The 15,874-nt window shown below is 57.2% G+C and carries 20 protein-coding genes and 1 pseudogene; 14 read left to right on the top strand and 7 right to left on the bottom strand.

Features of this window, described 5'->3' with window-relative positions:
- From IPF85_RS23540 to IPF85_RS23505, 8 genes are all read left to right on the top strand, one after another.
- Positions 1-895 (top strand): hypothetical protein (locus IPF85_RS23540; RefSeq protein ID WP_343410487.1); only part of this gene is annotated, 895 nt, incomplete at its 5' end.
- Between the two features lie 188 nt (positions 896-1,083).
- Positions 1,084-1,860, top strand: a complete 777-nt coding sequence (locus tag IPF85_RS23535) for a restriction endonuclease (RefSeq protein ID WP_343410486.1) — start codon at positions 1,084-1,086, stop codon at positions 1,858-1,860.
- Positions 1,853-2,743: a site-specific DNA-methyltransferase gene (locus IPF85_RS23530; RefSeq protein WP_343410485.1), complete on the top strand. Its 891-nt coding sequence runs from the start codon at positions 1,853-1,855 to the stop codon at positions 2,741-2,743. The genes IPF85_RS23535 and IPF85_RS23530 overlap by 8 nt, the downstream gene beginning before the upstream one ends.
- Before the next feature lie 347 nt (positions 2,744-3,090).
- On the top strand, positions 3,091-3,387 hold the full coding sequence (locus tag IPF85_RS23525) for a toxin (protein WP_343410484.1): 297 nt from the start codon (positions 3,091-3,093) through the stop codon (positions 3,385-3,387).
- Positions 3,388-3,800: 413 nt separating this feature from the next.
- On the top strand, positions 3,801-3,998 hold the full coding sequence (locus tag IPF85_RS23520; protein WP_343410483.1) for a DUF4160 domain-containing protein: 198 nt from the start codon (positions 3,801-3,803) through the stop codon (positions 3,996-3,998).
- Between the two features lie 8 nt (positions 3,999-4,006).
- Positions 4,007-4,309, top strand: coding sequence for a DUF2442 domain-containing protein (locus IPF85_RS23515; RefSeq protein WP_343410482.1), 303 nt, complete (start codon positions 4,007-4,009; stop codon positions 4,307-4,309).
- Positions 4,310-4,414: 105 nt separating this feature from the next.
- A complete protein-coding gene (locus IPF85_RS23510) occupies positions 4,415-4,843 on the top strand; it encodes a hypothetical protein (protein WP_343410481.1) in 429 nt (142 codons plus the stop codon).
- A gap of 24 nt (positions 4,844-4,867) precedes the next feature.
- On the top strand, positions 4,868-4,996 hold the full coding sequence (locus IPF85_RS23505) for a hypothetical protein (protein ID WP_343410480.1): 129 nt from the start codon (positions 4,868-4,870) through the stop codon (positions 4,994-4,996).
- Between the two features lie 165 nt (positions 4,997-5,161).
- On the opposite strand, the gene IPF85_RS23500 is transcribed toward IPF85_RS23505, so the two are convergent.
- Complete coding sequence (locus IPF85_RS23500; RefSeq protein WP_343410479.1) at positions 5,162-6,880, bottom strand: LysM peptidoglycan-binding domain-containing protein; 1,719 nt, start codon at positions 6,878-6,880, stop codon at positions 5,162-5,164.
- A gap of 257 nt (positions 6,881-7,137) precedes the next feature.
- Positions 7,138-8,505: a methylenetetrahydrofolate--tRNA-(uracil(54)-C(5))-methyltransferase (FADH(2)-oxidizing) TrmFO gene (gene trmFO / locus IPF85_RS23495; RefSeq protein ID WP_343410478.1), complete on the bottom strand. Its 1,368-nt coding sequence runs from the start codon at positions 8,503-8,505 to the stop codon at positions 7,138-7,140.
- A 299-nt stretch (positions 8,506-8,804) separates the two neighbouring features.
- On the opposite strand from trmFO, the gene IPF85_RS23490 reads away from it, so the two are divergent.
- From IPF85_RS23490 to IPF85_RS23475, 4 genes and pseudogenes are all read left to right on the top strand, one after another.
- A complete protein-coding gene (locus IPF85_RS23490) occupies positions 8,805-9,731 on the top strand; it encodes an LLM class F420-dependent oxidoreductase (RefSeq protein WP_343410477.1) in 927 nt (308 codons plus the stop codon).
- Positions 9,732-10,049: 318 nt separating this feature from the next.
- Positions 10,050-10,586, top strand: coding sequence for a hypothetical protein (locus tag IPF85_RS23485; RefSeq protein ID WP_343410476.1), 537 nt, complete (start codon positions 10,050-10,052; stop codon positions 10,584-10,586).
- 141 nt (positions 10,587-10,727) lie between these two features.
- Positions 10,728-10,862 (top strand): annotated as a pseudogene (gene deoA, locus IPF85_RS23480) (pyrimidine-nucleoside phosphorylase); the annotation flags it as partial.
- A gap of 97 nt (positions 10,863-10,959) precedes the next feature.
- Positions 10,960-11,232, top strand: coding sequence for a hypothetical protein (locus IPF85_RS23475; RefSeq protein WP_343410475.1), 273 nt, complete (start codon positions 10,960-10,962; stop codon positions 11,230-11,232).
- Between the two features lie 49 nt (positions 11,233-11,281).
- Here the strand turns inward: IPF85_RS23475 and IPF85_RS23470 are convergent, their stop codons facing one another.
- Complete coding sequence (locus tag IPF85_RS23470) at positions 11,282-11,440, bottom strand: hypothetical protein (protein WP_343410474.1); 159 nt, start codon at positions 11,438-11,440, stop codon at positions 11,282-11,284.
- A gap of 30 nt (positions 11,441-11,470) precedes the next feature.
- Between IPF85_RS23470 and IPF85_RS23465 the strand changes: the two genes are divergently transcribed.
- Positions 11,471-11,656, top strand: coding sequence for a hypothetical protein (locus IPF85_RS23465; protein ID WP_343410473.1), 186 nt, complete (start codon positions 11,471-11,473; stop codon positions 11,654-11,656).
- An 80-nt stretch (positions 11,657-11,736) separates the two neighbouring features.
- Positions 11,737-12,030: a hypothetical protein gene (locus IPF85_RS23460; RefSeq protein ID WP_343410472.1), complete on the top strand. Its 294-nt coding sequence runs from the start codon at positions 11,737-11,739 to the stop codon at positions 12,028-12,030.
- Here IPF85_RS23460 and IPF85_RS23455 read toward each other — a convergent pair.
- From IPF85_RS23455 to IPF85_RS23440, 4 genes are all read right to left on the bottom strand, one after another.
- Complete coding sequence (locus IPF85_RS23455) at positions 11,935-12,609, bottom strand: AAA family ATPase (protein ID WP_343410488.1); 675 nt, start codon at positions 12,607-12,609, stop codon at positions 11,935-11,937. The two genes, IPF85_RS23460 and IPF85_RS23455, sit on opposite strands and share 96 nt — an antisense overlap.
- Before the next feature lie 895 nt (positions 12,610-13,504).
- The gene (locus tag IPF85_RS23450; protein WP_343410471.1) at positions 13,505-13,663 is read right to left on the bottom strand and encodes an AAA family ATPase; all 159 of its coding nucleotides are present in this window, start codon (positions 13,661-13,663) and stop codon (positions 13,505-13,507) included.
- Positions 13,664-14,005: 342 nt separating this feature from the next.
- Positions 14,006-14,284: a glycosyltransferase gene (locus IPF85_RS23445; RefSeq protein ID WP_343410470.1), complete on the bottom strand. Its 279-nt coding sequence runs from the start codon at positions 14,282-14,284 to the stop codon at positions 14,006-14,008.
- A 1,160-nt stretch (positions 14,285-15,444) separates the two neighbouring features.
- Entirely contained in the window at positions 15,445-15,723 is a 279-nt protein-coding gene (locus IPF85_RS23440) for a hypothetical protein (protein ID WP_343410469.1), read from the bottom strand.
- Positions 15,724-15,874: the final 151 nt, after the last annotated feature.

Below are 15,874 nucleotides of genomic sequence, written 5' to 3'. Positions count from 1 at the left end.
AACTGCATTAATCGAAGAGTCTAATGTAGAGGGAAAGATCGAGGATTGGTTACAAGCTAGAAGTAGCGAGATTGTAAACTTACTTATTGGAGCCACGACTATTGAACAAAAGGACGTTGACTTTATTAAGGAAGCTGTTGAAGCACGAATAAAGTTTATTGCACAAGTTATTCCTAGGCGTCAGAGGCATCAAAACTACCTTCTTGGCTTGCCACTCCAAGACTGCGATCAAATTAGACAAAACGAACTACGATTGCTTGGGTTGTACAAAAACTGTGCTGGTATTTTTGCACTTGAACTGGAAAATGGAATCGATGCGTTAATCGATCTGATGGATTTCGCAATGAAACTTTCTCTAATTCCAAAAAAAGCACAGAAAGAGTCATTGTTCAGACAAGCTTTTTTTAAGAATTGGCTAATGGGTAAAAGCCGTCAATATCTGGCCGAAGAATTTCGTCAGTTAATGACGAATCTTGAATTTGATGAATACTGTGAGACAGTGTTTGAACGTAACTTAGCATGGGGAATCAGTGCAATTTGTCGATTTTTAGGTGATACAGCTCAAGAAAAGGGGCTTAACCTAACTAAGGACCTTGAGTTCTTACCGTCGTTAGTTAAATATGGTGTGCCGGGAAAGCTGGCATGTTATTTAGTCAAGATAGGTATACCGAGAGAAGCTTCCGTTCGAATTGCCGATATGCATATTGAACGAGTTAGATCTTATCCATATGATGACGAAATGCCAAGCGATATAAATCAGTCAATGATGACTTACTCATGGAATGTCATCAGAGCATTAACTGAACAAGACCTTTCTGATTTAGTTGTGGGACAAGAAGTGGTTCAATACATTCGTAAAATCAAGTTACGAGAACCGGTGCATATAGTGATTTAGCTTCATCATCAGGGAAGGCAGCGCGCAGCTAGCGCTGCACAACCCACCGTGCCAATGAAGACTGACATAGTTCGGCGCAAACCCATATTCCGTTGGGTTTTCAGATTATCCACACCCGTGCTGCCCATATTTCGCATGGCAGAGGACGGTTGAACGATAAACACATGACTCGGGAGATGCGCATACCAATGACATACGAGCAACTTACGCTTAAAGAGCCGAAGCAGTGCGACGACTACGACGAGTGTTCTGGATTCGTGATCACCGCCGTCGAGGCCATTGTGGATGACGCCATCAAGGCGGGAAGCAACAAGATAGTTATCAACACGAACCTGAGGCTCGGTCTCCCGATGGAGAACATTAACAAGATTGCCGGCCCTTTCGTCGAAGCGTGGGCTGTTGAAGTCTTCATGGATGTGGTTGAAGACAAGAACAACAGGTACGCACTGATAAACGTCGAGGCCAAAGAACGCCTCTACATGGCAGACGTGATTCTCCAGTTCAAGAAGAAACGCAAGGTTGAATCCGGTGTGACAGCCGAGGTGGATGTAAAGGCGACCGCCGAGGATATCGAATCGAGCGGCAAATCGCCAAACATCACATCGTTTCAGAGGATCAGGACGGCCTACGTTGACGATCCCGATTACCTCTTCGTCATCCTCTCGCTAAAACACAGGGTCTACTCAACCAAGAACGCGCAAACTGGCCTCATGGATGGCGTCATGGAAGTTGTTGCGCACAACTCGTATGATCTCAAGTACCTCTCTGCTGCCGACATCAGTTACAACCCAGCGCTGGGCAGCGGCCAGTTGCAGGTCAGAGACATTCATTACGTCACGCTGACGAAGCGAACAACATGGGAATTCTGCCAACTACTTGACAGAAAAGTAATCAATTCGAAAAAAGGCTTCGCTGGATGGCTCGACATGGCGAAGAAAAACGAATGGATCAAGACAGATGAGTAATATCGTCATTCAGACGGGCGATTCTCTCGAGCTGATGCGTGACATAGACTCCGCGTCAATTGATCTCGTCATTGCCGATCCACCTTATAATCTAGGCAAGAACTACGGGAACAATCACGACATTCGCGGCTTTGGCGAATACTTGCAGTTCTCGGAGACATGGTTGCAGGAGGCTCATCGAGTGCTTGCCCCACGTGGCACGCTCTATGTGTTCATGGGGTTTCGGTTCATCAGCTATCTGTACGACATCCTGGATCAGCGGTTGGGCATGTACTTCAACAGTTGGATCACCTGGCACTATACGCAAGGCATGGGCCGGACAAAAGGATTCTCACCACGTCACGACGACATACTCATGTTCACAAAGTCGGAAGACTATGTGTTCAACATTGACTCGGTCCGCATACCACAGAAATACTACAGAGAGAGGAACAATATGGCCGGCGCCAATCCCGGCGATGTGTGGTCCTTCTCGCACGTTCACTACTCAAATCCAGAACGAGAGGACCACCCGACGCAGAAACCCGAAGCATTGATCGCCAGGATGATCTTAGCGTCTTCGAACGAAGGTGATCTTGTGCTCGATCCATTCTCTGGCAGCGGCACGACGGCCAGAGTGTGCCAAGTATTGAACCGCCGCTGTCTCGCCATGGAGATCAATCCGGATTACGTCGAGCGTACGCGGAAACGTCTTGCCCTGCATTTCGAGGGTTTCGACTCTGCTGACCCACGGCTTGATCGAACACCGAGAGACTTGCCTCAGGACGAAGGTTCATTGAACGCCACTAGCAAGCAGATGTTTTTGCTTGAAGGGAAAAGTGAATTCGCAAGCCCAACGATCGCCTCCACGCGCACGCGAAACCCGCGGCGGGTTTCGCGCTGATGAAGCGCGACGTTGAGCTCATCCACACGCCGTCATCGCTATCACAACGGGGGAATTCAACTATGAAACTCGCGGAAGCATTGATGCTCAGAGCTGATTCAGGCCAACTGCCACTTGGCCGTCAATGGTGAGGTAGTGTTCAAGATTGAGCCATTGAAGTAGGATGTGGTCGTGAATCCCTGCGTGATGCATGCCTATCCATTGGATGACTACCGGCTTGATCTGGTGTTTGAAAATGGCGAACGCCGGATATTTGATATCAAACCATATTTCCAGCGCACGCAGCGCGTGTTTTTTTTGGTACTCAGCTTGTTGCCGAAAGGCACACGATGTAGTAAGATAGAGATATGAAATACTTTGCGTGGAATCCTACGAAAAATACACAACTACACACAGAACGTGATGTCTCGTTTGAGGAAATTGTCCATCACATTGAAATGGGTGGATTGCTCGATATAATCGAACACACAAATCCGAGCAAGTACCCTGGACAGCGTATTTTCATCGTAGCGATTGAGAATTATGCTTACTTGGTTCCCTTTGTGGAGTCGGACACCGAAGTATTTTTGAAAACCATTATTCCGAGTCGCAAAGCTACCCGTAAATACTTGGGAAAGGAAACAAAATCAGATGCCAACGAGTAAATTAGATATCGAAGAGGAAACTCTAGTCGCATCGTATGAAACTGAAGAATGGCAATCCGTCGCTAACTTGCCTGCGGAGCAAACCACATATCAGGCGTATGCCCGTGCGACTTTTCGGAAAGACCGGCGGGTGAATATCCGGTTGACTGAGAAAGACTTGGTTGGCCTACAATTGCGGGCTTTGGAGGAGGGTCTCCCTTACCAAACTCTAATGGCGAGCATTCTGCACAAATACGTTGTCGGTCGGTTGGTGGAACAATCATAGAGATGTCCGCTGTGCCAATGAAGACTGAGGCAGTTCAGCGGCTGAATGCTGCATTCGGTGTCATCCTATTTGCCGCTGCCTAACCCATTTTCCCTTTAGGGCGCCTCGCGAAACGGGGCGCAGAGAATGCGAACGACTACGGAACAATTTGCCCCACCTTCACGCCAAGTATGCTGAATTCGAGGCTTCTATCAGCATCGAAGACGGCGAGATCTTGGCTGGTAAGTTGCCTCGCAAGCAACTGCGGTTGGTCCAAGCCTGGATCGAGCTTCGCCATGATGAGCTGCTGGCCGATTGGGAACTCTCCTTGAGTGGGGAGCAGCCCTACAAGATCACCCCTTTGTGAGGCTCGCTATGTACTGGGATGTCAAGTTCGTCAAGCCCCTGTCCGATTATCGCATCTATGTAGAACTTGAGAATGGGCGCCAAGGGATATTCGACGTAAAGCCCTATCTGGACCATGGTGTTTTGCGCGAGCTTCGGGACGTGCATTACTTCGGTCAAGTTGGCATCCAGTTCGGCGCGGTGACCTGGCCAAACGAACAGGATATTGCTCCGGAAACTCTGCTGGCCGAAATGCTCCCTGGAGAACCGCTAGAGCCGTCTGCCCAGAAACACATTGACGCTGGCGGCTGGGAGGCAACCGGTCGCACCTAGAAATTGATCCAGCGATTGTCGGACCATCCTCGCAACACTCATCAACCGCCAGACGTGAGAGCGTGGACAGCAAATGCCAGATCAAAGGGGAACAGATAACCTGCGATGAAACGCCTGAAAATCGCCACCCTGGACAAAGGCTGGCACGATAAGGACGAAATACTGCTCCACGCCGCCTTCCAGTTGCTGGCCGACTTCGTGGAACAGGAACATCCCGAGAAAATCGTTGACTGGGACGCGAACGAACTGCACAAAAGCGCCTGGGACGAAATCACGGGCCTTTACAAGTGGTGGACGAAGACTCGCCCCAAGCGTCGCAGCCCGTTGGACGACAAGAAGCTCAAGCGTCCGCCCTTCAAGCTCAAGAAGATCGCCGGATCAGACATGCGACGATTGGCGATGCCGGACAAGAAGAAGTATGCTGGGTATTACTTAGCGTTGGAGGAGCATGCCCGGCTCGAAAAAGAATGGTACGAGGAGGATCAACGCAATCTGCATCGTCTGATCGAAATCAGGGGCTTTCTGTGGACATGACGACTTATCACTGAGGATATTGTCATGATCAATAGTGGTTTGCCGCCCATTCATCCCGGTGAATTTCTGGTTGAGACGCTGCACGAACTCGGCATTTCCCAGGCACAGTTCGCGCGCGCCATTGGCGTATCGCACTGTGTCAATGAAGCCTGACACAGTTCAGCGGCTGAAGATGATGCACAATTCAGGAGAGAAGCGAGTGATCCGGCAATGATACAGGAGGTGACCCACCGCTTGGTGTGTCACCTCCTGTATGTCTTGACTTGACTGAAGATGGTCCGGGTGTCCCCCCCAGAAACCTGGTTTCGCCGCGGAGGCTTAGGGCAGGCGCAGGGTCTGCCCGGCGTAGATGCGGTTGGCGTTGCTGATGCCGTTGGCTTGCATCAGCGCGTTGACCGATGCACCGGTGCGGGCCGCAATGCCGCTGAGGGTGTCGCCCTTCTTGATCGTGTAGGTGGTGGGCCGTGCCTCAGAGCCGAGACCGGGCGTTACCGGTTCGCTCGGAGTTACCGCCGGCGGCGCCTTGACCACCGTGCCGCTACTGCTGCTGCAGGGCACCTTGAGCACCTGCCCGACGAAGATCACATTCACGTTCTTGATGTGGTTCAGGCTGGCCAGGTTCGCCACTGTGGTGCCGTACTTCACCGCAATGGACGAGAGGGTGTCGCCCCGCTTGACCACGTAGGTGCAGGAGGTTGAGCCGCCGCTGCTGCCGGTGCTGCATGGCGCCACCGAGATCGCATCTATGTCAGCATCCAGCTCACGCGCGCCGGTGGCCCACTTCTTGTGCGCCATCACGAACAGGGTGACGGTGTCGGCCGGGGCCACGAACTTCACGCTGTAGGTGCTGTAGGCGCCGGGCGCGGTGCGCAGGTAGATCGGCTTGATCGGCACATACTCCTTGAAATCGAGATTAGCCCAATCGGCGTCGGCCCCGCTGTTGTATCCCCACAGGATTTCGTAGCGGTACGCGTCCTCATCCGAGTTATCGGTGCGTTCGCGCAGCATACCCGCCAGCGACACCTGGTACGTCTTGCCCTTCGTCAGGCCCTTGACCACCTGGTAGATGCCTGCGTAGCGATTGGGATCAGATGCGGCTGCAAAGCCCAGGGTGTTGATCTCGATCAACTGCGCGTGCTTGCCCTCATAAACGACCGGCGCCCAGGTCTCATCATAGAAACCATACGCCGCGCGTCCGCCGTTGCTGAAAGATGTCCATGACTTGGCGACGCCGGCGGCGCTAAATCCGCCCTCGAAGTTGCCATTGGCGACCAGGTTGCTGCCGGAACAGGTCAGAGAGGTTGTGGTGCTACCCGATCCACTGCTGCCCGATCCGCTGCTGCCCGTTGAGCCGGAGCTTGAACCACCGCTCGATGTCGCGCTGTCCCCAAACAGGTTGATGCCATCCAGGTTGAAGTCAACTTCACGATAAGGGGTGCCCCACTTCATCCAGGTGCGCACAAAGACGGTGATCTTGCTGCTGGTGGCGGTCACCTTGGCGCGATACTCACTGAAGGCGCCCGGCCCGGTGCGGGAGTAGATGGTATCCCAGGGCAGCTCAACCCAATTTGTCACGGCAGCCCAGTTGCTGCCGCCGCTATAGTCGAAGCCGACCTGCACGCGGTAACGCCACGGGTCAGGGTCTTCGTCATCGGCGCGGATCATGCCACGGATGGCGAAGTCATAGGCCTTGCCCTTGCTGACGGCTGCGGTCTGGTAGATACCGGCATAGCGGTCAGGTTCGGATGAATTTTGCTTGGTGTTGATCTCGATCAACTGGGAATGGCCGCCGTCCCAGACGGTCTTGCCCCATTGATCATCGTAGAAGCCATAGGCGGCGCGACCCCCGTTGGTGAAACAGGACCAGCCCTTGCCAACGGCGCCGCAGCCGCCGGCGGACGTGAAACCGCCCTCGAAATTGCCGTTCTTGAGGGCGTCGGTGCTGGTCGCGGCCAGTGGGCTGGACGAAACCAGGCCGGCGCTCAGGATGACGGCCAGAATCATTGCCGCGCCAATCACACGCTGCTTGATGCGCATGAGGTGAACCTCCTCTTCCTTACATCTGCCTGGGAGCCCGAGATCTCCCTGGAACCATGATGATCGCAACGACTTCATGTGGGACAACGTCTTGCGTCGTCGTCTTGGCTGCGCCGTAGGTGCCGTGGCGGCTATGCGAGCGTGAGCGCAGTCCAATATTCAAGACGTATAGACGGTTATATCAGTTGCGATGTTAGTGAGATTGTACCACAATTGGGTATAATTGACAAGAGTCAATTTCGGAACGGGTGCGGTACTTATGGTACGATAGCCGGTTCAAGACTATGGGCGGCGATGAACGTCTCGAGGTCCCGCTGGGCGCGCTCTGCGTAGGCCCGGTAGCGCTGCTGCTTGTGGCGTATGGGTGGGTCGAGGGGCGGCAGCAGACCGAAATTGGCCTTCATCGGCTGGAAGCCGTCCGCCTCACAATGCGTGACATACCAGCAGAGCGACCCCATGACGGTGGCGGGCGGTAGAACAAGCGGCGCCGCGCCCCGCAGCAAACGCGCCGCGTTGAGGCCGGCCAGCAGTCCGGTGCCGGCGTTACCCACGTACCCTTCCACGCCAGTGATCTGTCCGGCGAAGAAGAGATCAGGCCGGCCCTTGAACTGCATCGTCGGTTCCAGCAGCCGCGGCGCATTGATGAAGGTGTTGCGGTGCATCATGCCAAAGCGCAAAAATTCAGCCGCGGCCAGACCGGGAATCAGCCCAAAGACCCGCTTCTGCTCGCCCCAGGTCAGATTGGTCTGGAAGCCAACCAGGTTGTAGAGCGTGCCGGCCAGGTTATCCTGGCGCAGTTGCACGACGGCCCAGGGGCGGCGTCCGCTGTGCGGATCGGTCAGGCCCATGGGCGTCATGGGGCCAAAGGCCAGCGCCGCCGCGCCGCGCCGGGCCAGAATCTCCACCGGCAGACAGCCCTCGAAGAAATGCGCCGATTTCCAACTCTCCTCTTCGAACGTGCGCAGGCTGATCGTCTGCGCGCCGGCCAACGCCTCCACAAATTCAGCGTACTGCGCCTTGTCCAACGGGCAGTTGATGTAATCGCCGGCCGCGGAGGCGCTGTTGTCGTAGCGCGCACCACGGAAGGCCAGGCTCATATCAATCGAATCGGCCGCGACAATGGGGCTGAGCGCATCGTAGAAGTACATGTACTCTTGCCCGGTCAGCCGCGCAATGTCGGCCGCCAGGGCATCGCTGGTCAACGGGCCGCTGGCGACAATCGTGGGAATGTCGGTGGGGATGGCGGTCATCTCCGCACGCACCACGCTGATGTTGGGATGTGCGCAGACCAGGGAGGTCACCAGGTCGCCAAACGCCTCACGGCCCACGGCCAGCGAGCCGCCGGCTGGCACGGCCGTAGCCTGCGCACAGGCCAGGATCAAGGACCCCAGCCGGGTCAGTTCGGCCTTCTGGATGCCCGGTGCGCGTTCGGCTTGCTGGGAGCCAAGCGAGTTGGAACAGACCAGTTCCGCGAAGCGGTCGCTGACATGCGCCGGCGTCTGCTTGACCGGCCGCATTTCGTAGAGCGCCACACGGATGCCGCGCTGCGCCGCCTGCCAGGCCGCCTCGCTCCCCGCCAGCCCCGCGCCAATCACGATCAATTCAGGTTGCAGTTCATTCTCCATCGTCGAACGCAATCCGCAACGTGTAAGGCTCCACGATCGAAAAATTGACAACATCGTACAGCGGATGATGCATACTTTCTCCTACATAAGACTCTGTAAGAAACGCATTTTGGCAGATTATACCATGCCTTGTTTCTTGTCACGAATTCCACCAATTTTCACAGGGTTTTTAATTGCCCCCGTGTGAATTCGTGTAATTCGTGGCAAGAAATTCCTCACGTTCTCTGCTACGTATTACACCAATTTTCACGCATTGTTCGAGTTCGTGCTACAATTGCGCGCACAAAGGAGATACTACCATGCTTTTCGGATACCAAAACCCTTCCTTCACCTGGCCGGGCGGCGACCCACACGCGATCTTTGAGCGCACACGCGCCGCCGCCTTGAAGGCCGAGGCGTCTGGCTTCGTTTCGTTCTGGCTGATGGATCATCTCATCCAACTGCCCATGGTTGGCGCGGTGGATGAGCCATTCCTGGAAGGCTGGACCACACTCGCCGCGCTGGCCGCGGTCACCAGTCGCATCCGCCTGGGCACCATGGTCAGCTCGGTCGGTTATCGCAACCCTGCCCTGTTGGCAAAAATGGTGGCCGGCGTTGACATCATCAGCGGCGGCCGCGCCATCCTGGGCATCGGCGCCGGTTGGTTTCAGACCGAGTATCGTCAGTATGGCTATGAGTTCCCCGAACAGCCGGCCGTACGCATCCGCCAGCTCGATGAGGGCATTCAGGTCATCAAGGCCATGTGGACGCAGCCGCGCGCCACCTTTGCCGGCAAGTACTTCCAGGTCAAAGATGCCATCCTGGAGCCGAAGCCGGTGCAAAAGCCGCATCCGCCGATCCTCGTGGGCGGCGGCGGTGAACAGTTGACGCTGAAGGTAGCGGCGAAGCAGGCCAACATGGTCAACTGGTTCGGACCGCCCGAGGTCGTCAAGCACAAGCTGGAGGTGCTTGCCCGTCACTGCGACACGGTGGGCCGCGACCTGCATGAAATTCACATCACCAAGCTCGACACCGTCCTCATTGGCCGCCAGGAAAAGGACGTGCAGCAGAAGCGCATCAAGCTGCACCTGGGCGACCGCCCCTTCCTGGCCGGCGCCGTCCAACAGGTCATTGACCAGATCGCCGCCTTCCAGGCCGTGGGCGTACAGGAAATAATCCTCAACATCCCACGTAACGACCCGGAGACCTTCGATCTGCTAGGCAGTGAGGTCATCCCCGCGTTTTAGGCACACACAATGCTCAGGAAAAAACGATGCAAACCGACCAACGCAAGGAGAATCCCTACGGCAATCGCCCACTTGATCCCTTAGAACGGTATAGGCTCTACCTGGACGAGTCGGGCGATCACGTCTTTCGAGACTTCAGTCAGTTGGCCCACCGATTTCTATGCCTGATGGGGTGTTGGTTCAAGACCGAGTCGTATCTGTATTTCCAGCGAGAACTGGAAAATCTCAAAGGAACTCATCTTCCTCATCATCCCGATGAACCAGTGGTGCTGCATCGAGAGGACATGCTCAACGCACGGGGAGCGTTCAAGGACCTTCGTGACACAACCAGACGACCTGCTTGCTTGTATCGAGAAAGCTAATTTTCGAGTAGTTGCCGTCCTGATTGATAAGCAGGCTCTACTACAGGCCTATGGTGAGAGTGCAGCGCATCCCTATCACCTGGCGTTGGGATTCATGTTACAACGGTACGCCGGCTACCTGAATCACAGTGGGCGGGCTGGCGACGTCATGGCAGAATCTCGTGGAAGGGCTGAGGACAGACTATTGGCAGATTCGTATGAACACGTTTTCAAGCAGGGGGTGTGGATGACAAATGCTCAGGTGTTCCAGGCAGCACTCACCTCTAGCCAACTCAAGCTAAAGGCCAAATCTGCAAACGTGGCTGGTCTGCAATTAGCGGATCTGCTGGGCCACCCCGTCAAACAATGGGCACTGAGGCGATATGATTACAGCACCAACGAGCTGGCGCCGTTTGCCAGGCGCATAATGGCTATTGTGGAGCCCAAGTTCAATCGGCATTTGTATGACGGTCGACTGGATGGCTACGGTGTCGTCATCTATCCCAACAAATAAAAGAGCCTCACTAAGAGGCTCTTCTACGCTCGCCCCTGCGGGCGATCCAACTCCGTTAAGACGGATTGATTCTATTATAACCGAAACAGGGGCGAATTTCAAGTCTTGATACGTGAATGAACGCTATGAGAAAGGACAAGCATGCGAGCAACTGACATCATCATAAGCAAGCGCGACGGGCATGAGCTGAGCGCAGAGGAGCTGCAATTCTTCATCCAGGGCTATACGGCTGGCGACATCCCCGATTACCAGGCCGCTGCGTGGGCCATGGCGGTCTACTGGCGCGGGATGACCCCGCGCGAAACGGCCTGGCTGACTCAGGCCATGGCCTTCTCCGGCCAAACGCTCGACATTCACGACGTGGCGCTGCGTTGTGGTGGACAAGCACTCCTCCGGCGGTGTGGGCGACAAGACGAGCCTGGTGGTCGGCCCGCTCGTCGCCAGCCTGGGTGTGCCGGTCGGCAAGATGTCCGGCCGCGGCCTGTCCTTTTCCGGCGGCACCCTCGATAAGTTGGAGTCCATCCCAGGCTGGCGCGCCGGCCTGACGCTGGATGCCTTCAGCGCCAACTCGCCGACATTGGCATGGTCATCGCCGGGCAGACGCACGACCTGGCCCCCGCGGATGGCAGAAGCTCGCGCTGCGTGATGTGACCGGCACGGTGCCCGCGCTGCCCCTCATCGCCAGTTCTATTATGTCAAAAGATTGCCAGCGGCGCGATGCCATCGTGCTCGATGTCGAGACCGGCAGCGGCGCGGTTCATGAAGACGCTGGCCGACGCCGAGGCGCTGGCCTCCCTCATGGTGCAGATCGGCCAGGAACTGGGACGCCACATGAGCGCAGTCATCAGCGACATGAGTCAGCCATTGGGCACGCGCCGTGGGGAATGCGCTGGAGGTCAAAGAAGCGCCACCCTGCACGGCGCGGGCCGGCCGATTTTACCGACCTGGTGCTGACGGTGTCCGCGGAGATGGTGCGCCTGGCTGATGGGGATATGGACGAGAAGCGGGCGGCGAACGCGCGCCGCCTGGAAGCCGCGCTGCAGTGGCGTAGCCTGGCAGAAATTCCGTGAGTTTGTTAGCGCACAAGGGGGTGAGTAGCCACAGTGGATGATCCGTCGCGCCTGGCGCAGCGGCGATCGGGGCTCCCTGCATGTCGCCGACCGCGGGCTACGTCGCAGCCATCAACACGGTAGAGGTGGGTCTGACGGTGGTTGACCTGGGCGGCGGACGCGCCAAGAAGGGCGATTCCATTGACCCGGCCGTGGGCCTGATCTTCGCCGCGCGCCTGGGCGATTGGGTGGAGGCCGGGCAGCCGCTGGCCCTGGTTCATGCGCAGACGAGAGCGGCGCTAACCGCGGCACAGGAACGCCTGGTTGCCGCTATTCACATCCAGGCTGAGCCAGTCTCCGCACCGCCGCTGGTTCACAAGATCATCCGCGGTTGATGCCGACCCGCGATTGGCGCGGGCTGCGCACGCACGATGATCCACGGCCTCCCGCGTCTGGAGTGGTTTCGGGGTTCGCTGCCGACGATGCGCTGGGCCAGGCTGGTAGGCCCGGGTTCCCTGGTGTTTCGACGCGTAATCCAGCATGGCCTGGTTGGCGACGGTCGCTTCAGGAAAGCGAATGCTTTTCTGAATGACAATGTCGAAGATCTGCTCGCCAAACACCGCGCGCATTTCCTCAACCACCTCACGCGCGTGAATCGTGCCCGTTGCATACATCGTTGGCAGGATACCCAGAATGCGCAATTCGGGATTCAGCCGCGCCTTGATCTTGTCAATCGTGCTCAGCAGCAGCCGAATACCACGCATCGCGAAGTACTCGCACTGCAACGGAATCAACACCTCTTGACTGGCGCACAACGAGTTGGCTGTCAGCAGCCCCAGGCTCGGCGGACAGTCAATCAGAATGAAATCGTACCACGATCCGGGCGGTTCCAAAATGCGGCGCAGAATCAACTCCCGCCGAATCTCTGCAACCAACTCAATCTCTGCGGACGCCAGATCAATGTTTGCCGGTATCAGGTCAATATAAGCCTGGTAAGGGGCGAATCACCCGACTGATCGGCATCTCCGGCGTCAGCAAGGCATTGTATCGTCATGTCCAGGCTGTCAGGTTCCAGCCCCAGCCCTGCGGCCAGTGACCCTGTGGATCCGATCAATCAACAGCACCTTTTTCTTCAGGCGCCCAGTGCAACGCCCAGGTTGATGACCGTGGTCGTCTTACCTGGACCCCGCCTTTCTGGTTGGCAATCGCAATTGTTCGAGCCATACGTTCTCTCCGATTTGATTCTTGATTACCGAGCCACTGCACCAAGCAATACCCTTCACGCACGCGTCCAGAGGCGGCAGTTGCTCGACCACATCAGCCGAGTTGGGCATAATCGGCCGCTCCCCGGCTGCGCGGCGCGTATAAAATCGTCTTACCCTTACCGGGCGCCTCCGAGAGCGAGGCAAGTCACGCATCGGGTGCGTGACCTTGTCGCCAAAATCAGCCTTCCCAGCGCAGTCATGACCTCCGACTGGCGCGGCGGCGAGCATCGAAAAAGTAGGAACGATGAGGCGAATGGCCGCTGCGCCGAGCAGGCGACTGATAGTGCGCAGATAGGTCGAAACTGCCGCGCTGGCCAGCGCCAACATCTCCATCGAGACCGAATGATTACCTCGTCCACGTACGCCACGGCGTTGATGTGGTCATCAGCGAGGCAGAGGGCGCACAATCCAAAATGTGATAGTCGTAGGCGGTCAGTTCGCTGAACAGCTCGTTGAAAATCTCCTCGCGCCACCTCAAGCACCATGCGCTGCTGCGCCTTGAACAGGCTGAGATCGCTTGGAATCAGGTCAAGGTTCAGTCGCGCAGACAACACGCACTCGGCGGCCGTCACCTTGCGCATGAGAACATCTGCCAACGACTTTTTCACGTCCATGATGCCCAGGCCAGGGAGACATTGGCCTGCGTGTCGGTGTCAATCAGCAGCACCCGCTGCCGCGCTGCGCCAGCGCAGCTCCCCAAATTGACACAGGTCGTTGTCTTGCCGATACCGCCCTTTAGTCCCAGAATGGCAATTTTACGCATACGATTTCCTGTAAACTACGCCCCAGGCACAATCTCCTGATAGACCGCCAGGGTTGACCCGGCGATCACATCCCAGGAGTAAATCTCCCGCACCATGCGGTGCGCGTCGTCAGCATTACACGGGCAGTTTCTGGTTCACGCAGCACCTTGCTGATGCCCTGGCCAGCGAGCCGGCATCGTCAGGAAAGACAGTGACTGCGGTCTTGTCATGTTCCAACCCGACCAGCCCGCCCACTCGTCACCACCAGTGGAGTGTGCGCCGCCATCGCCTCCAGCCCACCACGCCGAATGGCTCATACAGCGAAGGAAAGACCGCCACATCCGCGAAGCTAAAACAGGTGCCTACCGCTTCATCAATCGCTCGACAAAACCAGGAAAGTACACCTTGTGGCTGATTTGCAATGCCGCCACCCGTTGTTGCAGCGCGTCTCCCGCAGCGGCCCGCGTCCGGACAATGACAAACCGGGCCTCTGGAAACGCATTCAGGATGAACGGGATCGCCTCCACCAAGACCCGCACACCCTTTTTCATGCACCAGGCGGCCGATGTGAAAAAACGCGATCGGCTCTCAGGCAGAGCGTAACGCTGACGCTCCAGACGATGACTGGCGTCGTTGCTCATCAAAAGGTGTTGTGTTCACGCCATTCGGAATTGACACGAACCTTGTCAGGATTTACGCCAAAAAAGGACTGCACCTCTGTTGCGCATGTAATTGCTGACGGTGATCAGGCGGGGTCGCCGTCTGCGTCAGCCCCAGCTCTGCATCGATGCTCTGCGATAGGGTGCTCGACAGCCAACCGCGGTTGCGACCACGCTCGGTGGCAGCATGAAATGTCACGATCAGCGGCACATTATAGGTACATGATGCACCGCCGAGGCCGCAAAACTGACCAGTAATCGTGCGGGATCAGATCGAATCTCCTTCTGCCAAATCCGGCTCGATGAACTGCTCCAGGCTCTTGTTCACGTGCAAGACGTTTTCGAAGAAAGTCGCGGGTTCTCGCCTCCCGCGGCAGCCGATCACGGGTCAGCAGTAAGTATTCCGCGATGAACGATCAAATTCCCATGCGCTTCATACGCTTCACCCCCTCGCCAGCGGGCGTCACCACGTGAATGACCATGTCTGGATGCCTAGCAGGCGGGCAAAAGCAACTCCGAGACATGTCGGCCGGGCCCCCCTTGCAGATGCATGTCGGCGGATACTCCCATGAGATCACCAATACACGCATGCTCAATTACACCTCCCATCTCCCCTACAAACACTCATCATTGAGCAAACTGACGCCGCGACCTGACGGCCAATAGATCGCTTCCCCCTGCAGAGGGGCGACCTTCTCGGAACTCCAGGAGGTCCACCCCACGGTACAACACGGGCAGGCGCCGCTTCCCAGGAGCGCTGGGCGCTAAAGCGAATTATCCCTGAGACGCCTTGACGGACGATGCTGCCCAGGTGGCTAGGCATCAACCCGCTGCGGCTGTGCGCTGGCCTCGATGGCAGCGCGAACAGCACGGCGCGGCCAGCGTCGTGCGCCAGGGCAGCGTAGGCCGGGGCGGCGCCTGTAGCCGTTTGATGAGCCCCAACGCGAAAATCAACCGCTTGTCCGTCGCAGGCAGGCCGCGTCAACGGTGTGTCAACAGCAGGCCGTTCGCAGCGTCGCCGGTGCGGGCCGTGACCAGGGGTTCTCCCGCGGACGGCCCCGCGGGACAGTTCGTCACAGTACCACACCCAGGTGAAATTGTCAACTGACGGGCCACGTCTTCGACATCGCCCGTCAAGACGATCACGGTCGGGCCGCGGGGTCCGGCGTAGGAGCAGGATCGTCAGGCGAGAGCACGACCAGGCAACAGCGCCGCGCCCTGTCCCAGACGAGCACCCGTCGGAAATCGCAGTCAGAGGCTGGCGCCAGCGTCATCCCTGCGAACAGCCGACGCGCTCGGCGCCGTGCCGCTGCGTCCGCGCCCGGCAAGGGGCAGGAATGATAAGCAGCCAGGCCGGCGGCTTGCAGCGCTGGCGTACTCGCCCGCGCCGTTTCCATCTGCCACGGCCCGATGATCAACAATCACCCTGGATCAGCCGCCAACGCAGCAACCTGACGCGCAGCAGCCATCGCGGGCACACCGTCATCATCTGCCGCCAGCTCGATGCCATAGCCCGCCACGCCGCTTGCCGTTTCAAGGCGTTGCACCGCCAACCTCACTGCGCCTAAAACC

This window comes from Candidatus Amarolinea dominans (assembly GCF_016704685.1).
Classification (GTDB): domain Bacteria; phylum Chloroflexota; class Anaerolineae; order SSC4; family Amarolineaceae; genus Amarolinea; species Amarolinea dominans.
Note: the sequence above shows the minus strand (reverse complement) of the source record. Positions and strands in the feature narration are given on the sequence as shown.

Excerpts from the sequence above, each read along its gene's own strand:
- IPF85_RS23535 (WP_343410486.1), top strand. The coding sequence starts at position 1,084 with ATGACATACGAGCAACTTACGCTTAAAGAGCCGAAGCAGTGCGACGAC.
- IPF85_RS23530 (WP_343410485.1), top strand. The coding sequence starts at position 1,853 with ATGAGTAATATCGTCATTCAGACGGGCGATTCTCTCGAGCTGATGCGT.
- IPF85_RS23525 (WP_343410484.1), top strand. The coding sequence starts at position 3,091 with ATGAAATACTTTGCGTGGAATCCTACGAAAAATACACAACTACACACA.
- IPF85_RS23515 (WP_343410482.1), top strand. The coding sequence starts at position 4,007 with ATGTACTGGGATGTCAAGTTCGTCAAGCCCCTGTCCGATTATCGCATC.
- IPF85_RS23510 (WP_343410481.1), top strand. The coding sequence starts at position 4,415 with ATGAAACGCCTGAAAATCGCCACCCTGGACAAAGGCTGGCACGATAAG.
- IPF85_RS23505 (WP_343410480.1), top strand. The coding sequence starts at position 4,868 with ATGATCAATAGTGGTTTGCCGCCCATTCATCCCGGTGAATTTCTGGTT.
- IPF85_RS23500 (WP_343410479.1), bottom strand. The coding sequence starts at position 6,880 with ATGCGCATCAAGCAGCGTGTGATTGGCGCGGCAATGATTCTGGCCGTC.
- trmFO (WP_343410478.1), bottom strand. The coding sequence starts at position 8,505 with ATGGAGAATGAACTGCAACCTGAATTGATCGTGATTGGCGCGGGGCTG.
- IPF85_RS23490 (WP_343410477.1), top strand. The coding sequence starts at position 8,805 with ATGCTTTTCGGATACCAAAACCCTTCCTTCACCTGGCCGGGCGGCGAC.
- IPF85_RS23470 (WP_343410474.1), bottom strand. The coding sequence starts at position 11,440 with ATGTCGCTGATGACTGCGCTCATGTGGCGTCCCAGTTCCTGGCCGATC.
- IPF85_RS23465 (WP_343410473.1), top strand. The coding sequence starts at position 11,471 with ATGCGCTGGAGGTCAAAGAAGCGCCACCCTGCACGGCGCGGGCCGGCC.
- IPF85_RS23460 (WP_343410472.1), top strand. The coding sequence starts at position 11,737 with ATGTCGCCGACCGCGGGCTACGTCGCAGCCATCAACACGGTAGAGGTG.
- IPF85_RS23450 (WP_343410471.1), bottom strand. The coding sequence starts at position 13,663 with ATGCGTAAAATTGCCATTCTGGGACTAAAGGGCGGTATCGGCAAGACA.
- IPF85_RS23445 (WP_343410470.1), bottom strand. The coding sequence starts at position 14,284 with ATGAGCAACGACGCCAGTCATCGTCTGGAGCGTCAGCGTTACGCTCTG.